The 18,141-nt window shown below is 54.8% G+C and carries 12 protein-coding genes; 9 read left to right on the top strand and 3 right to left on the bottom strand.

Annotation, left to right across the window (positions count from 1 at the left end):
• Positions 1-36 precede the first annotated feature (36 nt).
• Positions 37-522 (bottom strand): hypothetical protein, encoded by a 486-nt coding sequence (locus J9870_RS21950; protein WP_210640040.1) that lies wholly within the window; start codon positions 520-522, stop codon positions 37-39.
• A 175-nt stretch (positions 523-697) separates the two neighbouring features.
• On the opposite strand from J9870_RS21950, the gene J9870_RS21945 reads away from it, so the two are divergent.
• The 6 genes from J9870_RS21945 to J9870_RS21920 all read left to right on the top strand — a co-directional run bounded on the left by J9870_RS21945 (position 698) and on the right by J9870_RS21920 (position 13,290).
• Entirely contained in the window at positions 698-2,464 is a 1,767-nt protein-coding gene (locus J9870_RS21945; RefSeq protein WP_210640038.1) for a hypothetical protein, read from the top strand.
• A gap of 45 nt (positions 2,465-2,509) precedes the next feature.
• The gene (locus J9870_RS21940; protein ID WP_210640036.1) at positions 2,510-4,906 is read left to right on the top strand and encodes a hypothetical protein; all 2,397 of its coding nucleotides are present in this window, start codon (positions 2,510-2,512) and stop codon (positions 4,904-4,906) included.
• 36 nt (positions 4,907-4,942) lie between these two features.
• Complete coding sequence (locus J9870_RS21935; RefSeq protein ID WP_210640034.1) at positions 4,943-7,840, top strand: hypothetical protein; 2,898 nt, start codon at positions 4,943-4,945, stop codon at positions 7,838-7,840.
• Between the two features lie 138 nt (positions 7,841-7,978).
• Positions 7,979-10,867 (top strand): RHS repeat domain-containing protein, encoded by a 2,889-nt coding sequence (locus tag J9870_RS21930; RefSeq protein WP_210640032.1) that lies wholly within the window; start codon positions 7,979-7,981, stop codon positions 10,865-10,867.
• Positions 10,864-11,625, top strand: a complete 762-nt coding sequence (locus J9870_RS21925) for a hypothetical protein (protein WP_210640030.1) — start codon at positions 10,864-10,866, stop codon at positions 11,623-11,625. The genes J9870_RS21930 and J9870_RS21925 overlap by 4 nt, the downstream gene beginning before the upstream one ends.
• 6 nt (positions 11,626-11,631) lie before the next feature.
• Complete coding sequence (locus J9870_RS21920; protein ID WP_210640028.1) at positions 11,632-13,290, top strand: fibronectin type III domain-containing protein; 1,659 nt, start codon at positions 11,632-11,634, stop codon at positions 13,288-13,290.
• A gap of 342 nt (positions 13,291-13,632) precedes the next feature.
• On the opposite strand, the gene J9870_RS21915 is transcribed toward J9870_RS21920, so the two are convergent.
• A complete protein-coding gene (locus J9870_RS21915; protein ID WP_210640026.1) occupies positions 13,633-13,908 on the bottom strand; it encodes a LuxR family transcriptional regulator in 276 nt (91 codons plus the stop codon).
• Positions 13,909-14,247: 339 nt separating this feature from the next.
• On the opposite strand from J9870_RS21915, the gene J9870_RS21910 reads away from it, so the two are divergent.
• The 3 genes from J9870_RS21910 to J9870_RS21900 all read left to right on the top strand — a co-directional run bounded on the left by J9870_RS21910 (position 14,248) and on the right by J9870_RS21900 (position 16,648).
• Positions 14,248-14,652 (top strand): MarR family transcriptional regulator, encoded by a 405-nt coding sequence (locus tag J9870_RS21910; protein WP_134925400.1) that lies wholly within the window; start codon positions 14,248-14,250, stop codon positions 14,650-14,652.
• A gap of 52 nt (positions 14,653-14,704) precedes the next feature.
• A complete protein-coding gene (locus J9870_RS21905) occupies positions 14,705-15,913 on the top strand; it encodes an MFS transporter (RefSeq protein WP_210640024.1) in 1,209 nt (402 codons plus the stop codon).
• 183 nt (positions 15,914-16,096) lie between these two features.
• Positions 16,097-16,648 carry a glutathione peroxidase gene (locus tag J9870_RS21900; RefSeq protein ID WP_210640022.1) on the top strand — a complete coding sequence of 184 codons (552 nt, stop codon included), beginning with the start codon at positions 16,097-16,099 and terminating at the stop codon, positions 16,646-16,648.
• A gap of 89 nt (positions 16,649-16,737) precedes the next feature.
• Here the strand turns inward: J9870_RS21900 and J9870_RS21895 are convergent, their stop codons facing one another.
• Positions 16,738-18,012, bottom strand: a complete 1,275-nt coding sequence (locus J9870_RS21895; protein ID WP_210640020.1) for an outer membrane protein transport protein — start codon at positions 18,010-18,012, stop codon at positions 16,738-16,740.
• Positions 18,013-18,141 lie beyond the last annotated feature (129 nt).

The raw sequence follows: 18,141 nt of genomic DNA, 5'->3' as shown, positions 1-18,141 counted from the left end.
CGTTTCTCATTGTTAGAGATCAGAATTTGAATGAGGTTAAGGCGAAGAAGGTGGTGCTGCCGAGGTTGTTATCTGGATGCAAGAAAGCTTGTCTCTGAATTCTTCTGTGACTTCCAAGTCAACCATTTGCAATCCTGGTTCAATTATCTGATTTTTTCTGTAGGTTGTGAGGTATTCAATGGGCTGAATTGATGTGGAGGTTTGTTTCTTTGTTGTCTTGAGCTTCAACCAGGTATATCCACTCGTCAGGCAGCCCCCGAAATCACTCAGCAAAATGATAGTGGCTGAAGGCACTTCTGCTAATTGGATTGTGCGGGCTCTGTTATCCCAGCGTTCGCAAGGATAAGGCTCGATGGTAAAACTGTACGTTTTGGTCTGGCCTGGTTCTGGCAGGTCAAAAGAGCAAATAGCATTTTCCTTATCTCTAAGTATTATGGTGCCTGTCGCAGAAAAGGCAGAGCTAGAATAGACAAGATAGTTGCTCAGCAATAAGCCGAAAACGAAGGCTTTGATGTACTTCATAGTGACATGGCCCATGCGAGTGGTTGTGGATGAGACGACAGCATCAGGATTCAACGTTACCACTTGAAAAGTTGCCTGAAACCTAGCAGTTCTGTTAGTGGACAACGCCTTTCATCGAAATCTACAGTGTGATTTCCGATGTTCTATTGCACTCGAATTTCCAAGGCATTTTTCCATGGCCGACTTGAACCCGCGTCCAGAGATCCCGGCTTTACAGCCCGGTGATTGGATCGACCTGGAGCAATTGAGCAATGCTCCATTGCTCACCTATATCAAGTTTCCCGGTATGACTATCGGCGATGTGCTTTGGCCGCACTGGCTAGGGTATGGCGCACAAGGTGAAGTGGCCGACTTCAGCGATTCTCGAGTGGATGTGACAGAAAGTGGCGGCTATACCCCCGAGCGGGGAATGCCAGTGAACATTCCCCATGATCTGCTCAGGCAACTGGATCAGGGGCTGGTGTTTTATTCCTATGCCGTGGCCTCACCTGGTGACCCTGATGACCCAGGGCCGGAATCGCTTCGAATATTGTGCTACGTAGGGAAACGCAAGCTGCCTGTTGTGCAAATAAAGGAATCTCACGAGCGCTCGGTGGATCCCAGAAACGTCCTTTCGGCAGGGGCTACCGCCGTGGTACCACCCTACCAGGCCATGAGCATCGCCGATGAGGTCATTTTCAGTTGGCAAGGCTTTTTCCAGGGCCTACCAGAACCCGTGTATCGCGAATCCAAGGAAATCAGGGCCGAACATCTGGGCCAGCCTCTGACATTCACCGTGCCGTATATCGAGATTGTTGGCATTGCGGGTGAACATGCCGATATCAGCTACCGCGTTCAATACGCCGGTCAATCTGCACAGGTCAGTGAGTCCGAGCCGCAGAGAATCGATATTGTCGAACCCGCCTCTGCCTTGTTGCCTACTATTACGGTCAAGGGCTACACCGGGGGCCCGATCAATCCCGGACATTATCCCAGTGGCCTGACCTTGCAGGTGGAGCCGGTTTATCCAGATATCCAGGAAAACGACTGGGTACTGCTGTACTGGACGGGCAGCGAAAAGATCAAGAGTGTCACCAAGGCACTGCGGGTCGATCGTTCGATCCTGGACAGCGCACTCATTGAATTTCATGTCGAGCCGCAATGGCTGACAGCCAACAGCAATAGCCAGGTGAAAGTGGTTTATCAGTACGCCCGGGCGGGTGCTGCCCTTGCGGCCGAACCCTTGCTTCTGGACATTAGCAAGCCGTTATACCTGCCCCCGCCGATTATCGAGGACGCCACCCCTGGTGCAGAGAACCAGGGGACATTGCAAGCAAGTACCAGTGGCGCATATGTCAGGATCCCTGAAACAGCAGAGGTCGGCTCCGGCTCAGTGGAAGTGCATTGGCAGGGGCATCCAAACGGTGGGCGCTATACGACGACAGTGCCTGTTTCGGGCAGGCGTTTTCATATTCCCGCCACCGCTATCGCGGCCAACATGGCGACGGTCGCCCAAGGCCGCTATTTTCCGGTGTTCTACAAGGTGGAGGACGAGGACTCTGTTCATTTCAACCTGTTGATCACGCCCTTACCGGAAACCCGCTATCCGTTTACGACCTCCATACACATCACGGGCAACCAGATGTTGTTGTCCAACGTGCCATTCAGCGGTGCAGACCTGGTCATTGAGTCTTCGGGGTTCGATGCATGGCCATTCATGGCAGAAGGGCAATTATTGACGATGGAAGCCAGCGCAGCCCAACTATCCTATCCGGTTCGTAATGCCCAGCCGGTCACAGAGGCCGAATTCCGAAACAAAAGGGTAGAGGCGAAACTGCCTAAAAGAGATTTTCTGGAAAAACTCCAAAACGGTGAAAGTTTTTCACTAACTGCACGTGTCAGTTTCGACGGTGGTGAAACATTCACGCCCTTTAGAAATACCACGGTGACGCTGGTTCGCTAAATCAGAATCTCAGTCGCCGATCCTGTTCAGTGAGAGGGTTTTGTCATGGAAATCAATTCTGTAGACGCACTGTTGGACTGGCTTGAGGTAAAACCCCGTACATTAGGCTGGGGGGCGGTTCTGGCCTATGGGCGCAGTGAGACCAATAAGGTCTTGATGCAGGAGTACATTACCCGCTTCGGAACCGGTGATTATATGCAGCCGATCACCGAGGAGATACGGGACAATACGACGCCGACGCATAAGGATTTTTTGCATAACTACCAGATGGACGCACCGCGGCTTTCATTTGTGGGTTCAAATTTGCAGAGTTCTTCAGCAAAGTTAACGATGAAAGAGGTCGGTGGCACTCATCTGTCATTCACTAAATTTGAGGGCGCCCAACAATGGTCGCTCACCAGAATATCCGAGAAAGATGTATTGGATGGGCCAGGGCTTAAGTTTGACATTGATCTGATGGCGAGCACTGGTTCGGTGAGTTCGGCTGGGCGGGTGGAACTCGATATTTCGGAAGGCAGCAATTATCGGTTGATCGACATGCCGTCCGAGCATCTGCAGCGAGTCGCAGGAGAACGCTTCAAGACGCATTTCAGAGGGTTGCCGCCAGAGCAGAAAATTTTCGTGCTGAACGATTTGCGATTTGAACCGAATCAGTTTCTAAAGCCTTCGAAGTTCATTATCCGTACCCATAACAAACAGGGTTCGGGTACGAGGCTATTGGCTAATGAAGACGAAGGTGAAGGCGCGGTACTGTTATTTGTCGCGATGGAAGGAGAAGCCAACGGTACTGCTCCTATCGACAATGCCGACCTGAAGTATCTGTTGCCAGAGGGACATACTGTTACGGTATTGCTCGGGTGCGACATGGTCAAAGAACAGGTGATGGGTGAGGGGCTGAAAAAAGTTAACCAAATGCCGGAGTTTGCATACAGAGATATCATGCAGGATGAGATTTTTTATGGGATTCGGGGAACTAAGGGAGGGATTAAAGAACCTTGGGGCGTGGAGAGTAACTCTTTGTGCGATATGGAAATTCCGTATCTTGAGCTGGATTTTTTTGCTGATAGGGGAGATATTTCGACGTATTTCTCCTTCGTGACACCCGGCTATGTTATGTGGACCGGGTCTGCTATACAGTATTGTGGCTTGGCCGTGGTTGGCTTTAAGTCGCAATCAGTCACTCTTCGCCGGTATATGGAGTCGATGCTCAATGTGCCGGGGCAAGTTCATTTTGGTTACCAGACATCCCTAGGCTTTGAGCTTTTGATTGAGGGCGGGAATCTGGTTTTTAGAAAGCGAGAAAAGCAGCTTGTAGATCACTACACAGTAAATCCCTCGCCTGAGTTGGAGAGTTTTTTTAAAACCGCTGAGTCGCATGAGGTGCTCCTTGGCATTTTTAAAAATAAAATAGTGTCGACCATTGATGCAGCCTATGAGAGATTTATCTCAACATTACCCGTTCTCAATGTATTTACGCTTAATAGTCTACTATTCCGTGGCGAGAATTCGATCAGCCTTCAAAGCGTTCACACGCCAACTGATTGGGCGCTGTTCGGCCAGGTCGGCCCCACACAAACCGCCTTCAGCATCACCGACCTTGAGCCGATCATCCCCCACACGGTCGCGCGGCAGTTCCATACCGAACCGCGTCGCGACAACCTAACGTGGTCCGTGCGCAATATCCTCGGCGAAACCGTTCCCAAGGGCCGCATCACCAACGCGGGCCTATACACCCCGCCCACCGCCGCCGAGATGCCCCGCAGTTCCATCCGGGTGGTGATCACTGCCACCGACGGCACCCACATCAGCTCGGCGCTGGTGAGTATCACGAGCCGGAGCATGGCCATCAACCCGCTGATCATGATCGCGACGGCCGGGGACTCCCTGGCCCACGACGTATCGGCCGGTGCCGCGGACGGCGGGGCGCTGATTTGGTCCATGGAGGATCCGGACTCCGGTGCGGTGGTAAGACCCAATCCCGCCGACGGCAAGGACCACAGCTATGTGCCGGGGCCGCCGATCGCCAAATCGCCGCCTACCGTCGACACGATTGTGGTGACCAACCCCCGGACCAGCGTGAGCGAGAAAACCAGCGTGCTGGTGTTGCATCGAACAGCGCTGCTTGAAGTGGCAATCAACGAAGCCGCCGTTTTGCCGGAAAACCAGCTCCAGTTGTCGATCATGGGCGAGGACGGTCCCATCAACCCCGGTGACTGGGGCGAGACATGGCAGGTGTTGCTGGGCGGTGGCTCTGCGCAAATCGATGCCGTTACCGGTTTGCTGACCTTGAATCCAGCAGGACCGGACAAGTTTGTGGTCGTTACCGTCCTGGCGCCTCCCGCGAGGCCGGGTGGAGCTTCGGATGATGGCTACATTGTCCTGCCGTTGCCGCTGTTCAGTGTGCCCGAAACGATCCAGATGTTCTGTGCCGATGACCAGTAAGTTCCTGGCACTCACGCTAATGGCTGGAGAATGATCATGTCGAATTCACTGGAAAGTCTGTTGAATAAAATGCGCGGACGCTCGATCACTTACGGTTGGGGAGCGATCGTCGCTTTTGGTCGGGAACAACTCAACCGCTTGTTGGAAACGCAATATTTAACCTGGTTGCACGAAGGACGCTTCATTCCGCCAATCAGTGGTGTGGCCTATCTGGATGATCGAACGGAGTCCATGACATTGGACGGGCTATTACTGGGTAAGCCGGTGTTGTCATTCGAGTCGGCTTCGCTGAATCAGTCCAGGGTGACGTTAACCATGAACATCGTAGGCGGCAGTTATACCGCCAGGAGTCATCCGGTCGGCGGGGGCGCGGTCCGCTTGCTGTCCAGTTTCAATATTACCGAAGCGATGGGCTACCACATTCAGATGAAGCTGAGCCTGAACCAGATTGAAGGTGAAGTGGATAAGCGGGGACGGGTGACACTGGATGTGGCGAGCGATCTGTCGATGACGTGTAATCTCGGGGGAATGCCCGGGGTCGACAAGCCCGTAGCGGCGTTAATCCAAAGCCGCTTGGCGGTATTACCGCAGGATCAACGGGTTTTTGAGCTGGGGTTGTTTGACTTCAGTGGCTATAACCCTTTGAGCCCGACCGGATTCTACATTCGGACGCAGAAAGCCCCCGCCTCCGATAATCCGGAGGATGGTGCGGTGGTGCTATTCATTCGCCTGAAAATCCATGATGAAAACGGGGACGGGCTTCCGATTGAGGGCAGTGACTTCCCCTATCTGATTCCGGACGACAAGGCAGGCGGGCGGAGTCTTTATTCGGCTGCACTGGTGCTGAACAGCGAATGGATCGAGCTGCTCGACGATGTACAGCTTGATGTGTTGAAGAATCTGCTTTTTCCAAGCGACAACTTTTTCATCGAAAGTAATAACGGACGACATACGCCTCATGATTTATTGGTGTTGGGTAATATTGAGCCAACGTCCGAAACAGTGAGCGTCGAACCAGCGTTCATCAGCTTGAAGAGTGGTGGCCTGCCTCAGACATTTGTTGCACGTAAGAGCAACGGGTCGAGCATTAGCGCTCAGTGGAGTGTCAGCAACCCTTTTAGCCCGTTTTCGGTGGGTACGATTACCGCTACGGGCGGGGTCTATACCGCGCCAGATCCAATACGAATGGGTAGAGAACAACAGCCAGTCGTGGTGACGGCACAGTACATGAAAGGCGGGAAGCTCCAGAAGAGTTCGGCCTTGGTGCTCGGTGTTTTCGAAACCATGAACATTTCGCCAAGGGTGTGCGTGCGTGGTGTTGGGAGTAACTCCACGCCCGTCGAGATTACCGTGACGACCTTGGGCAGTGGGAGCTTGCGATGGCCGACGCTTTCACCGGAGGAGGGCACGCTTGAGGTCGTTGATAATTATCATGCGATCTATACACCACCTGCCAGCCTGATCGAACCGTTAGCCTTGCAGAGAATCAGGGTAACCGATCCGCAGTTCAACGAGACGATTGAAGCAACAGTCGTGTTGATGAAAGCGGCGCACACGCTGCCGGTCGACCCACCCTATGTTGCGGCGATAACCGCAAGCGATCCGATTCGGTTGTACGCCGATTTGGAGCCTGAAGATGACGTTCGATGGGGCGTTATCGGTGAGGGAGACGTGGATGAAAATGGGGTCTACACACCTCCCGCCCAGCCCACGTCCCGAATCAGTGTGGTGAGATGTTCTTATCTGGTGAATGGTCAAGCCAGGGCAAGCGGGTTCAGCATTATCCAGCTTTCCGAACAAGTACAACCAGAGCCGCGTTGGCTGGAACTTAGTGAGTTTACCATCGCCGTCAATAATGGCTTGGACAGTTGTTTCAGTAATGGTTTTCAGCAAATTCCCATTATCGTTACCATCGCAACGAAATCAGTCACCGTAGGTGGAACGCAGCAATACATCCCCGTGAGCGATGCTGAACTGGCTACGCTCAGGTTGGTCGATAAAATTACGAATGTTCCAATTCCATTCATAGCTGTGGGCCAGGAAGGCATTGAATACGGCAGTCATACACCTTGGGCTGCCAGCAAAACTAGAAACCGCTTCAGGTTTTTTTCGCCCACTGCGGCGCGAACTTATCCATTGCCGCCGCCGATGCCAAAAAATAATGGTGTACGTTATCGCGAGCTTTATATATGTCTTGCGCAAGAAGGTAGCAGGACCTTCTATGCGCAATTTGATTCGCCTTATGGTACTCAGAACTCCAACGATGAGAGAACTGAAAATCATGAGGTGGAAGTGCAGGGTATCCGGCCGACGACCCCTCCACTGTCCCATTATGAGTTCAATCGTGTGCGTAAATGGAAGGATGCAGATGGGCACGATGCACCGCCCAGCCAAACGAATCCTGAGTGGGATTATTTCAGCTATTATCGTCAATCCATTGATTACTGGTATTTGAGTTATTTGCGGCGGGGTATCGATCCCGTTCTCTTTAGCACTTTGTACATCGAAAACAATATTTCGACTGTGCGGTGGGAAAGTGAGTTGGTCGACGAGACATTCTTTAGCTATACCGGCTATGCCTTCAATTCGGCTAATTTTGAAAATGCCGACAGTCCAAGTCCTGAGGGGTTGTCCTTTGATCCCTATTTGTGGGGGTTGATGAGAATCCGTCAAAAAAATCTCAAGACTTCATTTGACGGTGGAGGACCAGCGCAGGGTGAGTTGATTATCAGCATGCATCGAACGGACGACATGACGTATTGGTATGACGGGCTGGCAAATGGCGACAAGCGAAAGCTGTACCGTCAGCATCTGGATCCCGGTATCCATATTGTGTTGCTCGATGAAGAAGGAAATCGCCACTCCCTGGCAATTGGTTTTGACTCGCCATCCGAAGAGGATAGCCGTAATAAGTTGGTGCTGAGCCGAAGATGACAAGGCGTAGTGTTATGTTTTCGGATTGTTTGTTCTGGATTGACTGTTCGATGTAGTTACCGTGTGATCCGGATATTCCGATGCTTTCTTTCGGGTATCTAGAAACGTCGATAGCCTTATTTACGAGGAAGACAAAACATGACTACTTCCAGTGTCGTGCACTCCCAGGCATTCGGTTTCATGAGTTATCTACAAAGCGGCGTCGACCCCCGCACCGGGCAATACACCGTTTCCATCGACTTGCCCGAAGTCCAGAGCAACTGGCTCAACGGCCCGGCGTTCCCGCTGAACCTGACCTTCAGTCCGATCAACATCCTGGACTCCGGCTTCGGGGTCGGCTGGAACCTGAACCTGACTCAGTTCACGCCCAGAGACAGCATCCTGGCCTTGAGTACCGGGGAGACTTTCAAGGTGACCGGCAGCGGTCCCACCCCCGACATCAAGGAAAAGAAACTCGACAGCTTCCACTTCGAGAAGCTGGACAACGACCGCTATCGCGTCGTGCACAAGTCCGGAATGGTCGAGGAACTCCAGGTCGGCGGCGTTCTTACCCGGGTCGCCTTGCCCGTGAGCCTCAAGTCGCCGGCCGGTCACAGCCTCACGCTGGCCTATACATCGTTCCGGGGCGGACAATGCCTGCAAAGCATCAACGACGCCCAAGGCGAGCTGCTGCGCATTAACCGTCATGCCGGCGATGAGTGGGTGGAAATTCTCGTGCGCCCCGAAGGCCCTGGCAGCGCGGCGCTGGCGCGCTATGAAATGAAGCTCAACGCCAGCGGTTGGGTCACGGAAATTGTGTTGCCCACCCCTGACAAGGGTTCCTGGCGTTTTGGCTATGGCAACGGACCGATCCGCAACATTTTGTGCCTACACGAGGTCAAGACCCCGGTGGGTGGTTGTGAAACCATTGAGTACGCCGACACCGGCCATCCCTATCCGGGCGGCGTCGTGCGGGCCAACCTGCCTCGGGTCACCCGCCATCGCAATTACCCGGATTTCGGCCAATCGAACGCCGATGAAACGATGATCGACATGGTCTTCAGCTACACCGGCCGTAACTTTCTCGGCGCCGGTGAAACCGTCAGTTGGGAAGACGGGATGGACCCGCTGTACAAACTCGATGCCAGCTATGAATACGGCAGCACCGCCAGCCTGATGGTCGGCGGGCAGGTGGTGCGCCAGGTCGAACGCCGCTACAACCGCTTTCACCTGCTGACGGAAGAAAAAACCACGCAGGAACACTGCATCAAGCGCGTCAAGACTCAGTATTACGCCGAGGATGTGGCTTTCGAGCGCCAAGTCCCGCAGTTCCAGTTTCCCAAGGAGGTCACCACCAGTTGGGAATTGGACAACGACGCGACCCAATACCGCGCCGAAATCACCCGCAGCGCTTACGATGAGCATGGCAACCAGACCGAACAGGTCGAGCCCAGCGGCATCAAGACCGTCTACACCTACTACGCCAAGAATGGCGAGGACGGCTGCCCGCCGGACCGTTTCCAACGCAACCTGAAAGACACCACGGTGATCCCTTCGCCCGAGGGCGAGCCCGGCGCGCCGACGCTGCGCACCCGCCTGCGCTACACGGCACACAAGCCGCTGACCGGCAGTGAAGTAGACGACTGGCTGGCGGTTGAATGCGAAACCCTGTTGCAAGTTGAAGGCAATGACGAAACAACCTTGCAACAGACTTTGCGCAGTTACCACGAATTACCGGGCAACGTGTTTTTGCACGGCCGAGTGGCCAGCCAGGAAACCACCCTCAACGGCACCACCAGCAGGATCCTGTACGAATACGACAAACTGCCGAGCGTACTGGCTGGGGAAACCGTTTTGGAGACCACCGAAACCTTCATCGGCTACGATGACAAGCCCGGTTTCGAAGTCCGCAAAACGACGGTCAGTGAAGACTCCCTGCTTCACGGTCAACCGCTGCTGACGCGCGACGACAATGAAGTGAGAATTCGCTACACGTACGACGCTCTGACTCGCGTAGTGACTGAAACTGTCGCCCCGGACGAGCCGGATTTCGAGGCTACACGTCATTATTCATACCTTTTGACTGCGCTGGATGGACAGCGGGCCGAGCAATTAGTGACCGACGTCAAGGGCGTGAAGACCCTAACGCGTGTCGATGGACTCAATCGCCCGGTGTATGAAGAACGTCAGGATGCCGACGATCCTTTGCGTGCCGAAGAGTACCGTCAGACTTACTCGGCAAGTTATGACACGTTGGGAAACTTGATTGAGGAAACTCAATACGACTGGCGGGACGCGCAACAGGTGGCCTTGACCTCCAGCTATGAATACGACGGATGGGGGATGCAGCGCAGCGTCACCGGGCCGGACGGTATCAAGGTCTACGAAGAAACGAACCCGATGGGTTCGGCACAATGGAAGGGCCCTATCCAGACCGGCTGGCGGGAAGGAACGGGTGTTGATGCGAAGGTCAGCGGTAAAACATTGACCTACCTGAATTTGCTGGAGAAGCCTGACCATGTTGAACGCTTCGAAACTGACGGAACATTGATCAGTCGGCATCGATACGGCTATGACGGGCTCGGGAGGACGATCAGCGAAACCGATGCACGCGATGCAACCACCGAATACAGCTACGATGCTTTTGACCGTATGGTCACTACCGTCCTTCCCGGTGGTGCTACGGTTCGACGCAGCTATGCATCGCACAGTTCGGAAGACCTGCCGACAGAAATAAGTGTTGACGGTATTGAATTGGGCCAACAGGTTTTCGATGGATTGGGACGCATGGTCGAATCGATTACGGGGGGGCGAAAGCAATGTTTCACCTACAACCCTGGACAAACTCAACCGGCGACCTTGACTACCGCTAGCAATCAACTGATTACCTATGTGTACCAACCTCAGTTAGGTGAGGAACCCAGTCAACGACGTTTACCAGGTGATATCACGGCTGAATATGTACGTGACCGTAAAAACGCTCGACTTCTCAGTTGCAAGGAAGGGGGCTGGAACTCTCGCGTGAGTATTTCACGACCGGTGAAATGAAAAGCGAGACGCGAGTGCAGGAGGGAAATAACTATGAAATGCACTATAAGCACAGTCGGCTAGGTCTTTTATTGAGCTATACCGATGTACTTGAGCAAACTCAGTCATACACCTACGACAAGGCGAACCGTCTGGAGCGAACCTGCTTGGAGCGATCTGGTCCAGATATTCTGTCCTCGGATTTTACGTATGATGGCCTCGGGCAGCTCAGTTCCATCAGTACTCAGGACAGCACCAGTGGGCAGCGCGTGACCATTGGCCTGCTTTACGACGGAATGGGTCGTGAAATACAGCGTGACTTTGATCTTGACGGTATCGAACAGCAACTGACTCAGGTCTATAACGCAGTTGATGCACTGACCGAGCGAACCCTGTACCAAGGGGAAACGTTGTTGCGCAGGGAAACTTACGAATACGATCCGCGCGGGCGGCTGGTGCTCTACACCTGTGAGGGCAGCGAGCCGCCAGTGGATCCTTACGGTAAGACCATTATCAGTCAGTTATTCAGATTCGATGCGATAGATAACCTGACTCGTGTGAGCACCACATCTCCTGAAGGCACTAACGTTGCCATCTATACCTACGACGCAACGGATCGCACACAACTGCGCAAAGTGACCAATGCGGGCGTCGCCGGATACCCTGCCGAAGTATTGCTTGAATATGACGCTGACGGTCACATGACCCTGGACGAAGAGGGGCGCCTTTTGGACTACGATGCCTTGGGCCGCTTGACCCAGGTCAGTTCAGTTGGGTGAGAAGCCATGAGCCGTTCGTCTACTATGGATAATTCCGTCAGCACTGTCGTCGCCATTCCGGTACGAATGTGTGCTCCAGGTCATGTGAGGCATACGCAGAAGACATTATCCAGTGTCATGCTGAGTTGGGAGGAACCCTATTCCGCATGCCCGTTATGCCCGGATGCCATTGGTTATGAGGTAGTGGTGGAAGGTTTCCCTGCAAAAACAGTGGCAAAGCCACCTTGTGAAATAACAGGTCTGGTGCCAGATGCCCCCTACGTCGTTTCCATCAAGGCAATTGCAGCCGGGAACAAGGTATCGGAGCCCAGTGTTCACGTCTTGAGCGTAAGGCGTATGCCTCCCAGCCAGCCGGGATCTTTGGAGGTGAGCAATCTGTCGTTTTGGTCGGCGAACCTTAAATGGGCTGCGTCAAGCAGCAATGCCGGAAGCCCTCGCTACAGGGTTTACCTCAATGGTTTCATAGTGGGGCAAGTCGATCGGCCTTCGTTCAACCTTGAGCATTTGCGAAGCGGTGCCAAATACCGAGTTACTGTTGTGGCGGTCAATACAGTAGGTTCATCCGAGCCTGTCGAGGAGGCTTTCAGAACACTATTGAGACCACCGTCAAATTTAAAGCTGAAGCATCATGCCGGACTGTGCAGGCTTTCGTGGGATCCCATGTTCGGTATATGGCCGGCTCATGAGGTTACGATAAATGGAAGGCGCTTTTCAGCGGGGCCCCTAGGCTTAAGTTTCAGGCTTGCCGAGCTATCCCCGGGGCCGCCTCCGCACTCCTTCAGATTTGAGGTCTATGCCAAATTTGATGAGCAGCTGTCGGAGGTCACTATTTTTGAAACAGTGCTGTATGACGTTGAGCCTCCTACGCGACCTGGGCAGCCTGTTGCGACTAACATCGCTGATCATTCAGTGGATCTGCAATGGCCACCGTCAAGCGATAATGTGGGGGTGACGGGCTATAGAGTCTTCGTGAATGGTATTCCTTATGTTCTCCGGAGTACGAATGCTAGCCAAAAAATCTTGGGTTTAATCAGCGGCGCCTATTATTGGGTTTTTGTATGCGCTCTGGACGCCGATGGGAACCTTTCAGTGCCAGGCCCTGTAACGGTGTTCAAAACCACAGGCGAGACGCCAACACTCGCGCCCCTTGCGCCAACTGATGTACGCATAACTCCCCTGACTTCTACTTCGGCTCTATTACAGTGGACACTGGGGGAGGGGGAGGTCGTGACGGGTACTAGAGTAAATATCAATGAAACTTATAGAAATACTGCTTTTCTTGAAGAGTATAGATTAAATAATTTGATTCCTGATACTGAGTACTCCATAAGCCTGCAAACGTTCAACTATTACGGACAATTATCCGAGCCAATTGCTCTTGTCCATGTGCCGACAGACACGACGCCACCCAGTGTCCCAGGCAATTTGCGTAAGACTGCTTCGGCGGGTAGTTCAGTTACGCTGGCTTGGGAAGAGTCGGTTGACGATATTGGCGTGTTCGGTTATGTCATATATAACAACTGTGAATATTTTGATACTACTCCACTTACCCATTACACCGCTGTCGATCTGCTTCCAGGTTCGTACACATTTGATGTTTGTGCGTTGGATACTTCGGGGAACGCTTCCGAGCCAGCTTCAATCGTTATCGAAATCTATAGCTGACTGGCTGACGAGAAAATGTGGCTTTCACCCTTACAACCTAGATTTTCGATCCAGGCCAACAAAACGGGGGAATCGTCACGAGTGTGGGAGAGGGGCTGGATAGCGCGTTGATATTCTCCTAGGCTCTGTACGAAAAGTCTTGAGACGAAGGTCAGGCAAGGCGAAAACAGCCGAGGAAGCGCAGTGTACTGGAGTACATGAGCATTCCGAGGCTGTTTTCAACGCAGCATGAACGAATATCAAGGCTTTTCGTACAGCGCCTAGGGATTGAGACAAAAAATATCGGGGCCTCTGCAAGGTCCGATTCCGTCCTGACCGCTGCAGAGGATGCCATCGGAACGCTCAGATCAACCCCAGCTCACGGGCAATCTTCCCCGCTAGATGACGCGAACTGACCCCGAATTTCCGCCGGATATTATTGAAGTGATAATTGACGTTGGCTTCGCTGCAATCGACGATAACGGCAATTTCCCAAGAAGATTTGCCAGCCTCGCTCCACTGCAGAAACTCCTTTTCCCGGTTGGTCAGTCGGACGGCTGGAGGCTGTTTGTTCTCCGTGGAGTGAAGGCGTGTCTGGTAGGGCGACGAATGCCCAGGAACAACGGTAGCGTGGTACATGAAAAATCTCCCATTCATCATCATTGATGGCGTGGGGGCGGCGAAATTTTCCTACTGCTCGATGGCGTGATTCGCACGGCCCGTCTTCGGGCCCTGAGGCAGGGCTGGAGGCACGGGTTCGTTATAGCCCGATTCAAGTCAGCTGAAACCTGTCAGACATGACAGGTGCTAGACGCTGTGTGATGAATGGTGATGAGGGGTGTTAAATCGAATCTATTGATACTTATAGATTTTTCCAGGGGGGCACCATCGTGGCGAGGTGATTTGTCCCCTCGCCACAGGTTCTGTGTTTCTCCATTAAAATTTGCATTCCCTTAATCACGGGTATATACACGCACCATGCTTCCTTCTCAATGTTTGTGCATCAACCTGCGTCGTGCCGCACGTGGCGTCAGCAGGTATTACGACGGCGCCCTCGATGGCTTCGGGATCAACGTTGCCCAGTATTCTTTGCTGAGCAACCTGGCGCGCCTCGACCAGCCGAGCATTTCCTCCCTGGCCGAGGCCATGGGCCTGGACCGCAGCACCCTGGGGCGTAACTTGCGGGTGTTGGAAGGCGAGGGATTGGTGGCGTTGGCCGAAGGTGAAGACTTGCGCAACCGCATCGTCGAACTCACCGAGGCCGGGCGTGCCCGGCTGGCGGCGGCGTTGCCGGCTTGGGAAGCGGCGCAACAACGATTGATCGATAAGCTGGGCGCCGAGAAGCGCACAGCGCTGTTGGCCTTGCTGGATGAACTGGCGTGACGCCGGTTCGTTCGATAACAAGCGGGTATATACCCGCGAGCGGAGAATAACAATGACATCGATGTGGCGTACCTGTGGTTGGGTCCTGGTGGGTAGCGCGCTGATTCTGGCGTTATCCCTGGGGGTGCGGCATGGCTTCGGGCTGTTCCTGGCACCCATGAGCGCCGAGTTCGGCTGGGGGCGCGAGGTGTTTGCCTTCGCCATTGCCTTGCAGAACCTGATCTGGGGCTTGGCGCAGCCCTTCACCGGCGCGCTGGCCGACCGCTTCGGTGCGGCGAAAGTGGTGCTGATCGGTGGCGTTCTCTATGCCGTCGGCCTGCTGTTCATGGGCATGGCCGACTCGCCTTGGTCGCTGTCGTTGAGCGCGGGTCTGTTGATTGGTATCGGCCTGTCCGGCACCTCGTTCTCGGTGATCCTCGGCGTGGTCGGACGCGCCGTGCCGCCGGAAAAACGCAGCATGGGCATGGGCATCGCCAGTGCCGCCGGCTCCTTTGGCCAGTTCGCCATGTTGCCGGGCACCCTGGGGTTGATTGGTTGGCTCGGTTGGTCTGCCGCCCTGTTGGCGTTGGGGTTGTTGGTGGCATTGATCGTGCCGTTGGTGAGCATGCTCAAGGACGTGCCGGCGCCGCTGATGGGGCATGAGCAAACCTTGTCCGAGGCGTTGCGCGAGGCGTGCAGCCATTCCGGGTTCTGGCTGCTGGCGATTGGTTTTTTTGTCTGCGGTTTCCAAGTGGTGTTCATCGGCGTGCATTTGCCGGCCTATCTGGTGGACCAACACCTGCCGGCCAGCGTCGGCACGACTGTGCTGGCCCTGGTCGGGTTGTTCAACATCTTTGGCACCTACACCGCTGGCTGGCTGGGCGGGCGCATGTCCAAGCCGCGGCTGCTGACCGGGTTGTACCTGGTGCGGGCGGTGGTGATCGGCTTGTTCCTGTGGCTGCCGGTGACGACCACCACGGCCTATGCGTTCGGGATGGCGATGGGCGTCTTGTGGTTGTCGACGGTGCCGTTGACCAACGGCACGGTAGCGACCTTGTTCGGCGTACGAAATCTCTCGATGCTGGGTGGGATCGTGTTCCTGTTCCACCAGTTGGGTTCGTTCCTCGGTGGTTGGCTGGGCGGGGTGGTGTACGACCGCACCGGCAGTTATGACTTGATCTGGCAGGTGTCGATCCTGCTCAGTCTGCTGGCGGCGGCATTGAATTGGCCGGTGCGTGAACGTCCGGTGGCGCGCCTGCAGGCCCAGGCCGGTGTCGCATGAGTCGCGTCGGCCCGTGGTTGATCGCTGCCGGCGCTGGCCTGTTGCTGGCGTTCGCCTGGTGGGGCTGGCATCAGGGCGGGTTGGCCTTGATGCAATTGGGCATGGGCAACTGTTGAGCGGTGGACGGGGTCAGGCGCTGCGGAGTAACGTCGTGGTCTGAGGTGCTTTCAAGGAGATTGCGACATGCTGATGCGCTGGCTTGCTGTTCCCGCTCTGTTGCTGGCTGTGACCGGGCACGTATGGGCGGCCGATTGCCCACCATTGCTGGAGGGCTCGTTGCCCAAGCTGCGGGCCAAGGAGACCGTCGACCTGTGTCAGCGCTTCGCCGGCAAGCCGTTGGTGGTGGTCAACACCGCCAGCTTCTGTGGCTTCGCCCCACAATTCAAAGGCCTCGAAGCGCTTAACCAGCGCTACAAGGACCAAGGCCTGCAAGTGCTGGGCGTGCCGTCCAACGATTTCAAGCAGGAAGCCAAGGACGGCGCGGAAACAGCCAAGGTCTGCTACGTCAATTACGGCGTGACCTTCACCATGACCGAGCCGCAACCGGTGCGCGGTGCTGACGCCATTCCGTTGTTCAAGCACCTGGCGGAACAATCCGGCGCGCCGAAATGGAATTTCTACAAGTACGTGGTGGATCGCCAGGGCAAGGTGATCGCCAGTTTTTCCAGTCGGATCAAGCCTGACGATCCTGAATTCATCAAGGCCGTGGAGGTGGCGATCGCGTCCAAGCCCTGACCGCCAGCCACGAAAAAGCCCCGGCTCTTTGCAGAGTGCGGGGCTTTTTTCGTTTCAGCGGGCGAGGGGCTCAGGCCCGCCGTGAGTCATCAGAAGCGGTAGGTCGCACCGACACCGAAACCGTTGGCGCTGTTTTCGTATTCGGCGCTGTAGGTCTGGCCCAGAGCGTTGCTGCGGTTGACGCTGACTTTCTCTTCCTTGAGGTAGGAATAAGCCACGTCGATGGTCAGGTCTTCGGTCGGGCTCCAGCCGGCACCCAGGCTGAAGATGGTCCGGTCGCCGGTTGGGATGCGAGGCGAGCGGTCGGTGTTGTTGGTAGGCGACTGGTCGAAGGACAGGCCGGTACGCAGTACCCATTGCTTGTTCAACTGGTAGGAGGTACCGATGGCGTAGGCCCAGGTGTCGTGCCAGTTCTGTTCTTCGGTGATGGTGCCGAAAAGGGTCGGGTTCAGGGCGCCGCCGCCTGTTACGTCGTTGTTCACGGTGATGTCTTTCAGGCGGCTCCAGCGGGTCCAGGTGCTGCCGGCGTAGACGGTCCAGGCATCATTGATTTGCTGGGTGACCGAAAAGTCCACCGACTCAGGCGTCGTGATGTCCAGAGAAGCGTCGTATCGTCCGTCGCTCAGCAAGAACCCGGGCGTACCAGCACCTGCGTCCACTTCGGTGTGGCCTTCAAGCTTGTACTTGACCTTGGAGTGATAGGTCAGACCAACTCGAGTGGTGTCGGTCGCCTGGACCAAAAGACCGATGTTATAGCCGTAGCCAATGTCGTCGCCCTTGATCTGCACATTGCCGTCGTTAGGCGAAAACGGAGTGGTCAGCGCCGATTCCAACGACCCGGAAATCCGGTTGATAGTCGGCCCGAAACCAATCGACACCTTGTCATTGAAGGCGTAGCTGACGGTTGGCTGGAAGGTCACGACTTTCACTACGCTCTTGCTGCCGAAGTTACGGCCCTGGAAGCTGTTTTCGTAGTCGGTGATCAGGCCGAACGGTGCGTAGACACCCAGGCCGAAAGCCCATTGATCATCGATAGGCTTGACGTAATAGCCCATCGGCACACCGGTGAGCGGGACCATGTCGCCCTTGTTGGTACCGGACTGGGAGCCGCTGGCATCGTTGATGTCGGTGGAGGCGTCAATGGCGGCGAAGCCACCGGTCACTTGCTGGCGCTTGAGGCGCGACATACCGGCAGGGTTGCCAAATACAGTGCTTGCGTCGTCGGCAGCGGAAGAGCGACCCGCGAAACCAGTGCCCATGCCACTGATGCTTTGTTCGTTCAAGGCAAAGCCACTGGCGAAAAGTTGGCTGGATGCCAAGGTCACGGCAAGTCCAAGGGTGGTTTTGAGCATGATTTTTTTCATTGTTAGAACTCCTGATGATCACCGAGGCGAAAACTACCAACATTTTCGTTCAAGCGCTATAGCCTGATTTGCTCGATTTAGAGCGGTTTTGTAGGACAATCTGACCAAATTCGCGGCCGTTGTAGGAAG

The sequence above is a fragment of the Pseudomonas sp. Tri1 genome (assembly GCF_017968885.1).
GTDB lineage: Bacteria > Pseudomonadota > Gammaproteobacteria > Pseudomonadales > Pseudomonadaceae > Aquipseudomonas.
This window is presented reverse-complemented; position numbering and strand designations above follow the sequence as displayed.

What these genes read in the sequence shown, in the direction of transcription:
- J9870_RS21905 (WP_210640024.1), top strand. Translation starts at nt 14,705, where the DNA reads ATGACATCGATGTGGCGTACCTGTGGTTGGGTCCTGGTGGGTAGCGCG.
- J9870_RS21900 (WP_210640022.1), top strand. Translation starts at nt 16,097, where the DNA reads ATGCTGATGCGCTGGCTTGCTGTTCCCGCTCTGTTGCTGGCTGTGACC.
- J9870_RS21925 (WP_210640030.1), top strand. Translation starts at nt 10,864, where the DNA reads ATGAAAAGCGAGACGCGAGTGCAGGAGGGAAATAACTATGAAATGCAC.
- J9870_RS21895 (WP_210640020.1), bottom strand. Translation starts at nt 18,012, where the DNA reads ATGAAAAAAATCATGCTCAAAACCACCCTTGGACTTGCCGTGACCTTG.
- J9870_RS21940 (WP_210640036.1), top strand. Translation starts at nt 2,510, where the DNA reads ATGGAAATCAATTCTGTAGACGCACTGTTGGACTGGCTTGAGGTAAAA.
- J9870_RS21910 (WP_134925400.1), top strand. Translation starts at nt 14,248, where the DNA reads ATGCTTCCTTCTCAATGTTTGTGCATCAACCTGCGTCGTGCCGCACGT.
- J9870_RS21915 (WP_210640026.1), bottom strand. Translation starts at nt 13,908, where the DNA reads ATGTACCACGCTACCGTTGTTCCTGGGCATTCGTCGCCCTACCAGACA.
- J9870_RS21935 (WP_210640034.1), top strand. Translation starts at nt 4,943, where the DNA reads ATGTCGAATTCACTGGAAAGTCTGTTGAATAAAATGCGCGGACGCTCG.
- J9870_RS21920 (WP_210640028.1), top strand. Translation starts at nt 11,632, where the DNA reads ATGAGCCGTTCGTCTACTATGGATAATTCCGTCAGCACTGTCGTCGCC.
- J9870_RS21930 (WP_210640032.1), top strand. Translation starts at nt 7,979, where the DNA reads ATGACTACTTCCAGTGTCGTGCACTCCCAGGCATTCGGTTTCATGAGT.
- J9870_RS21945 (WP_210640038.1), top strand. Translation starts at nt 698, where the DNA reads ATGGCCGACTTGAACCCGCGTCCAGAGATCCCGGCTTTACAGCCCGGT.
- J9870_RS21950 (WP_210640040.1), bottom strand. Translation starts at nt 522, where the DNA reads ATGAAGTACATCAAAGCCTTCGTTTTCGGCTTATTGCTGAGCAACTAT.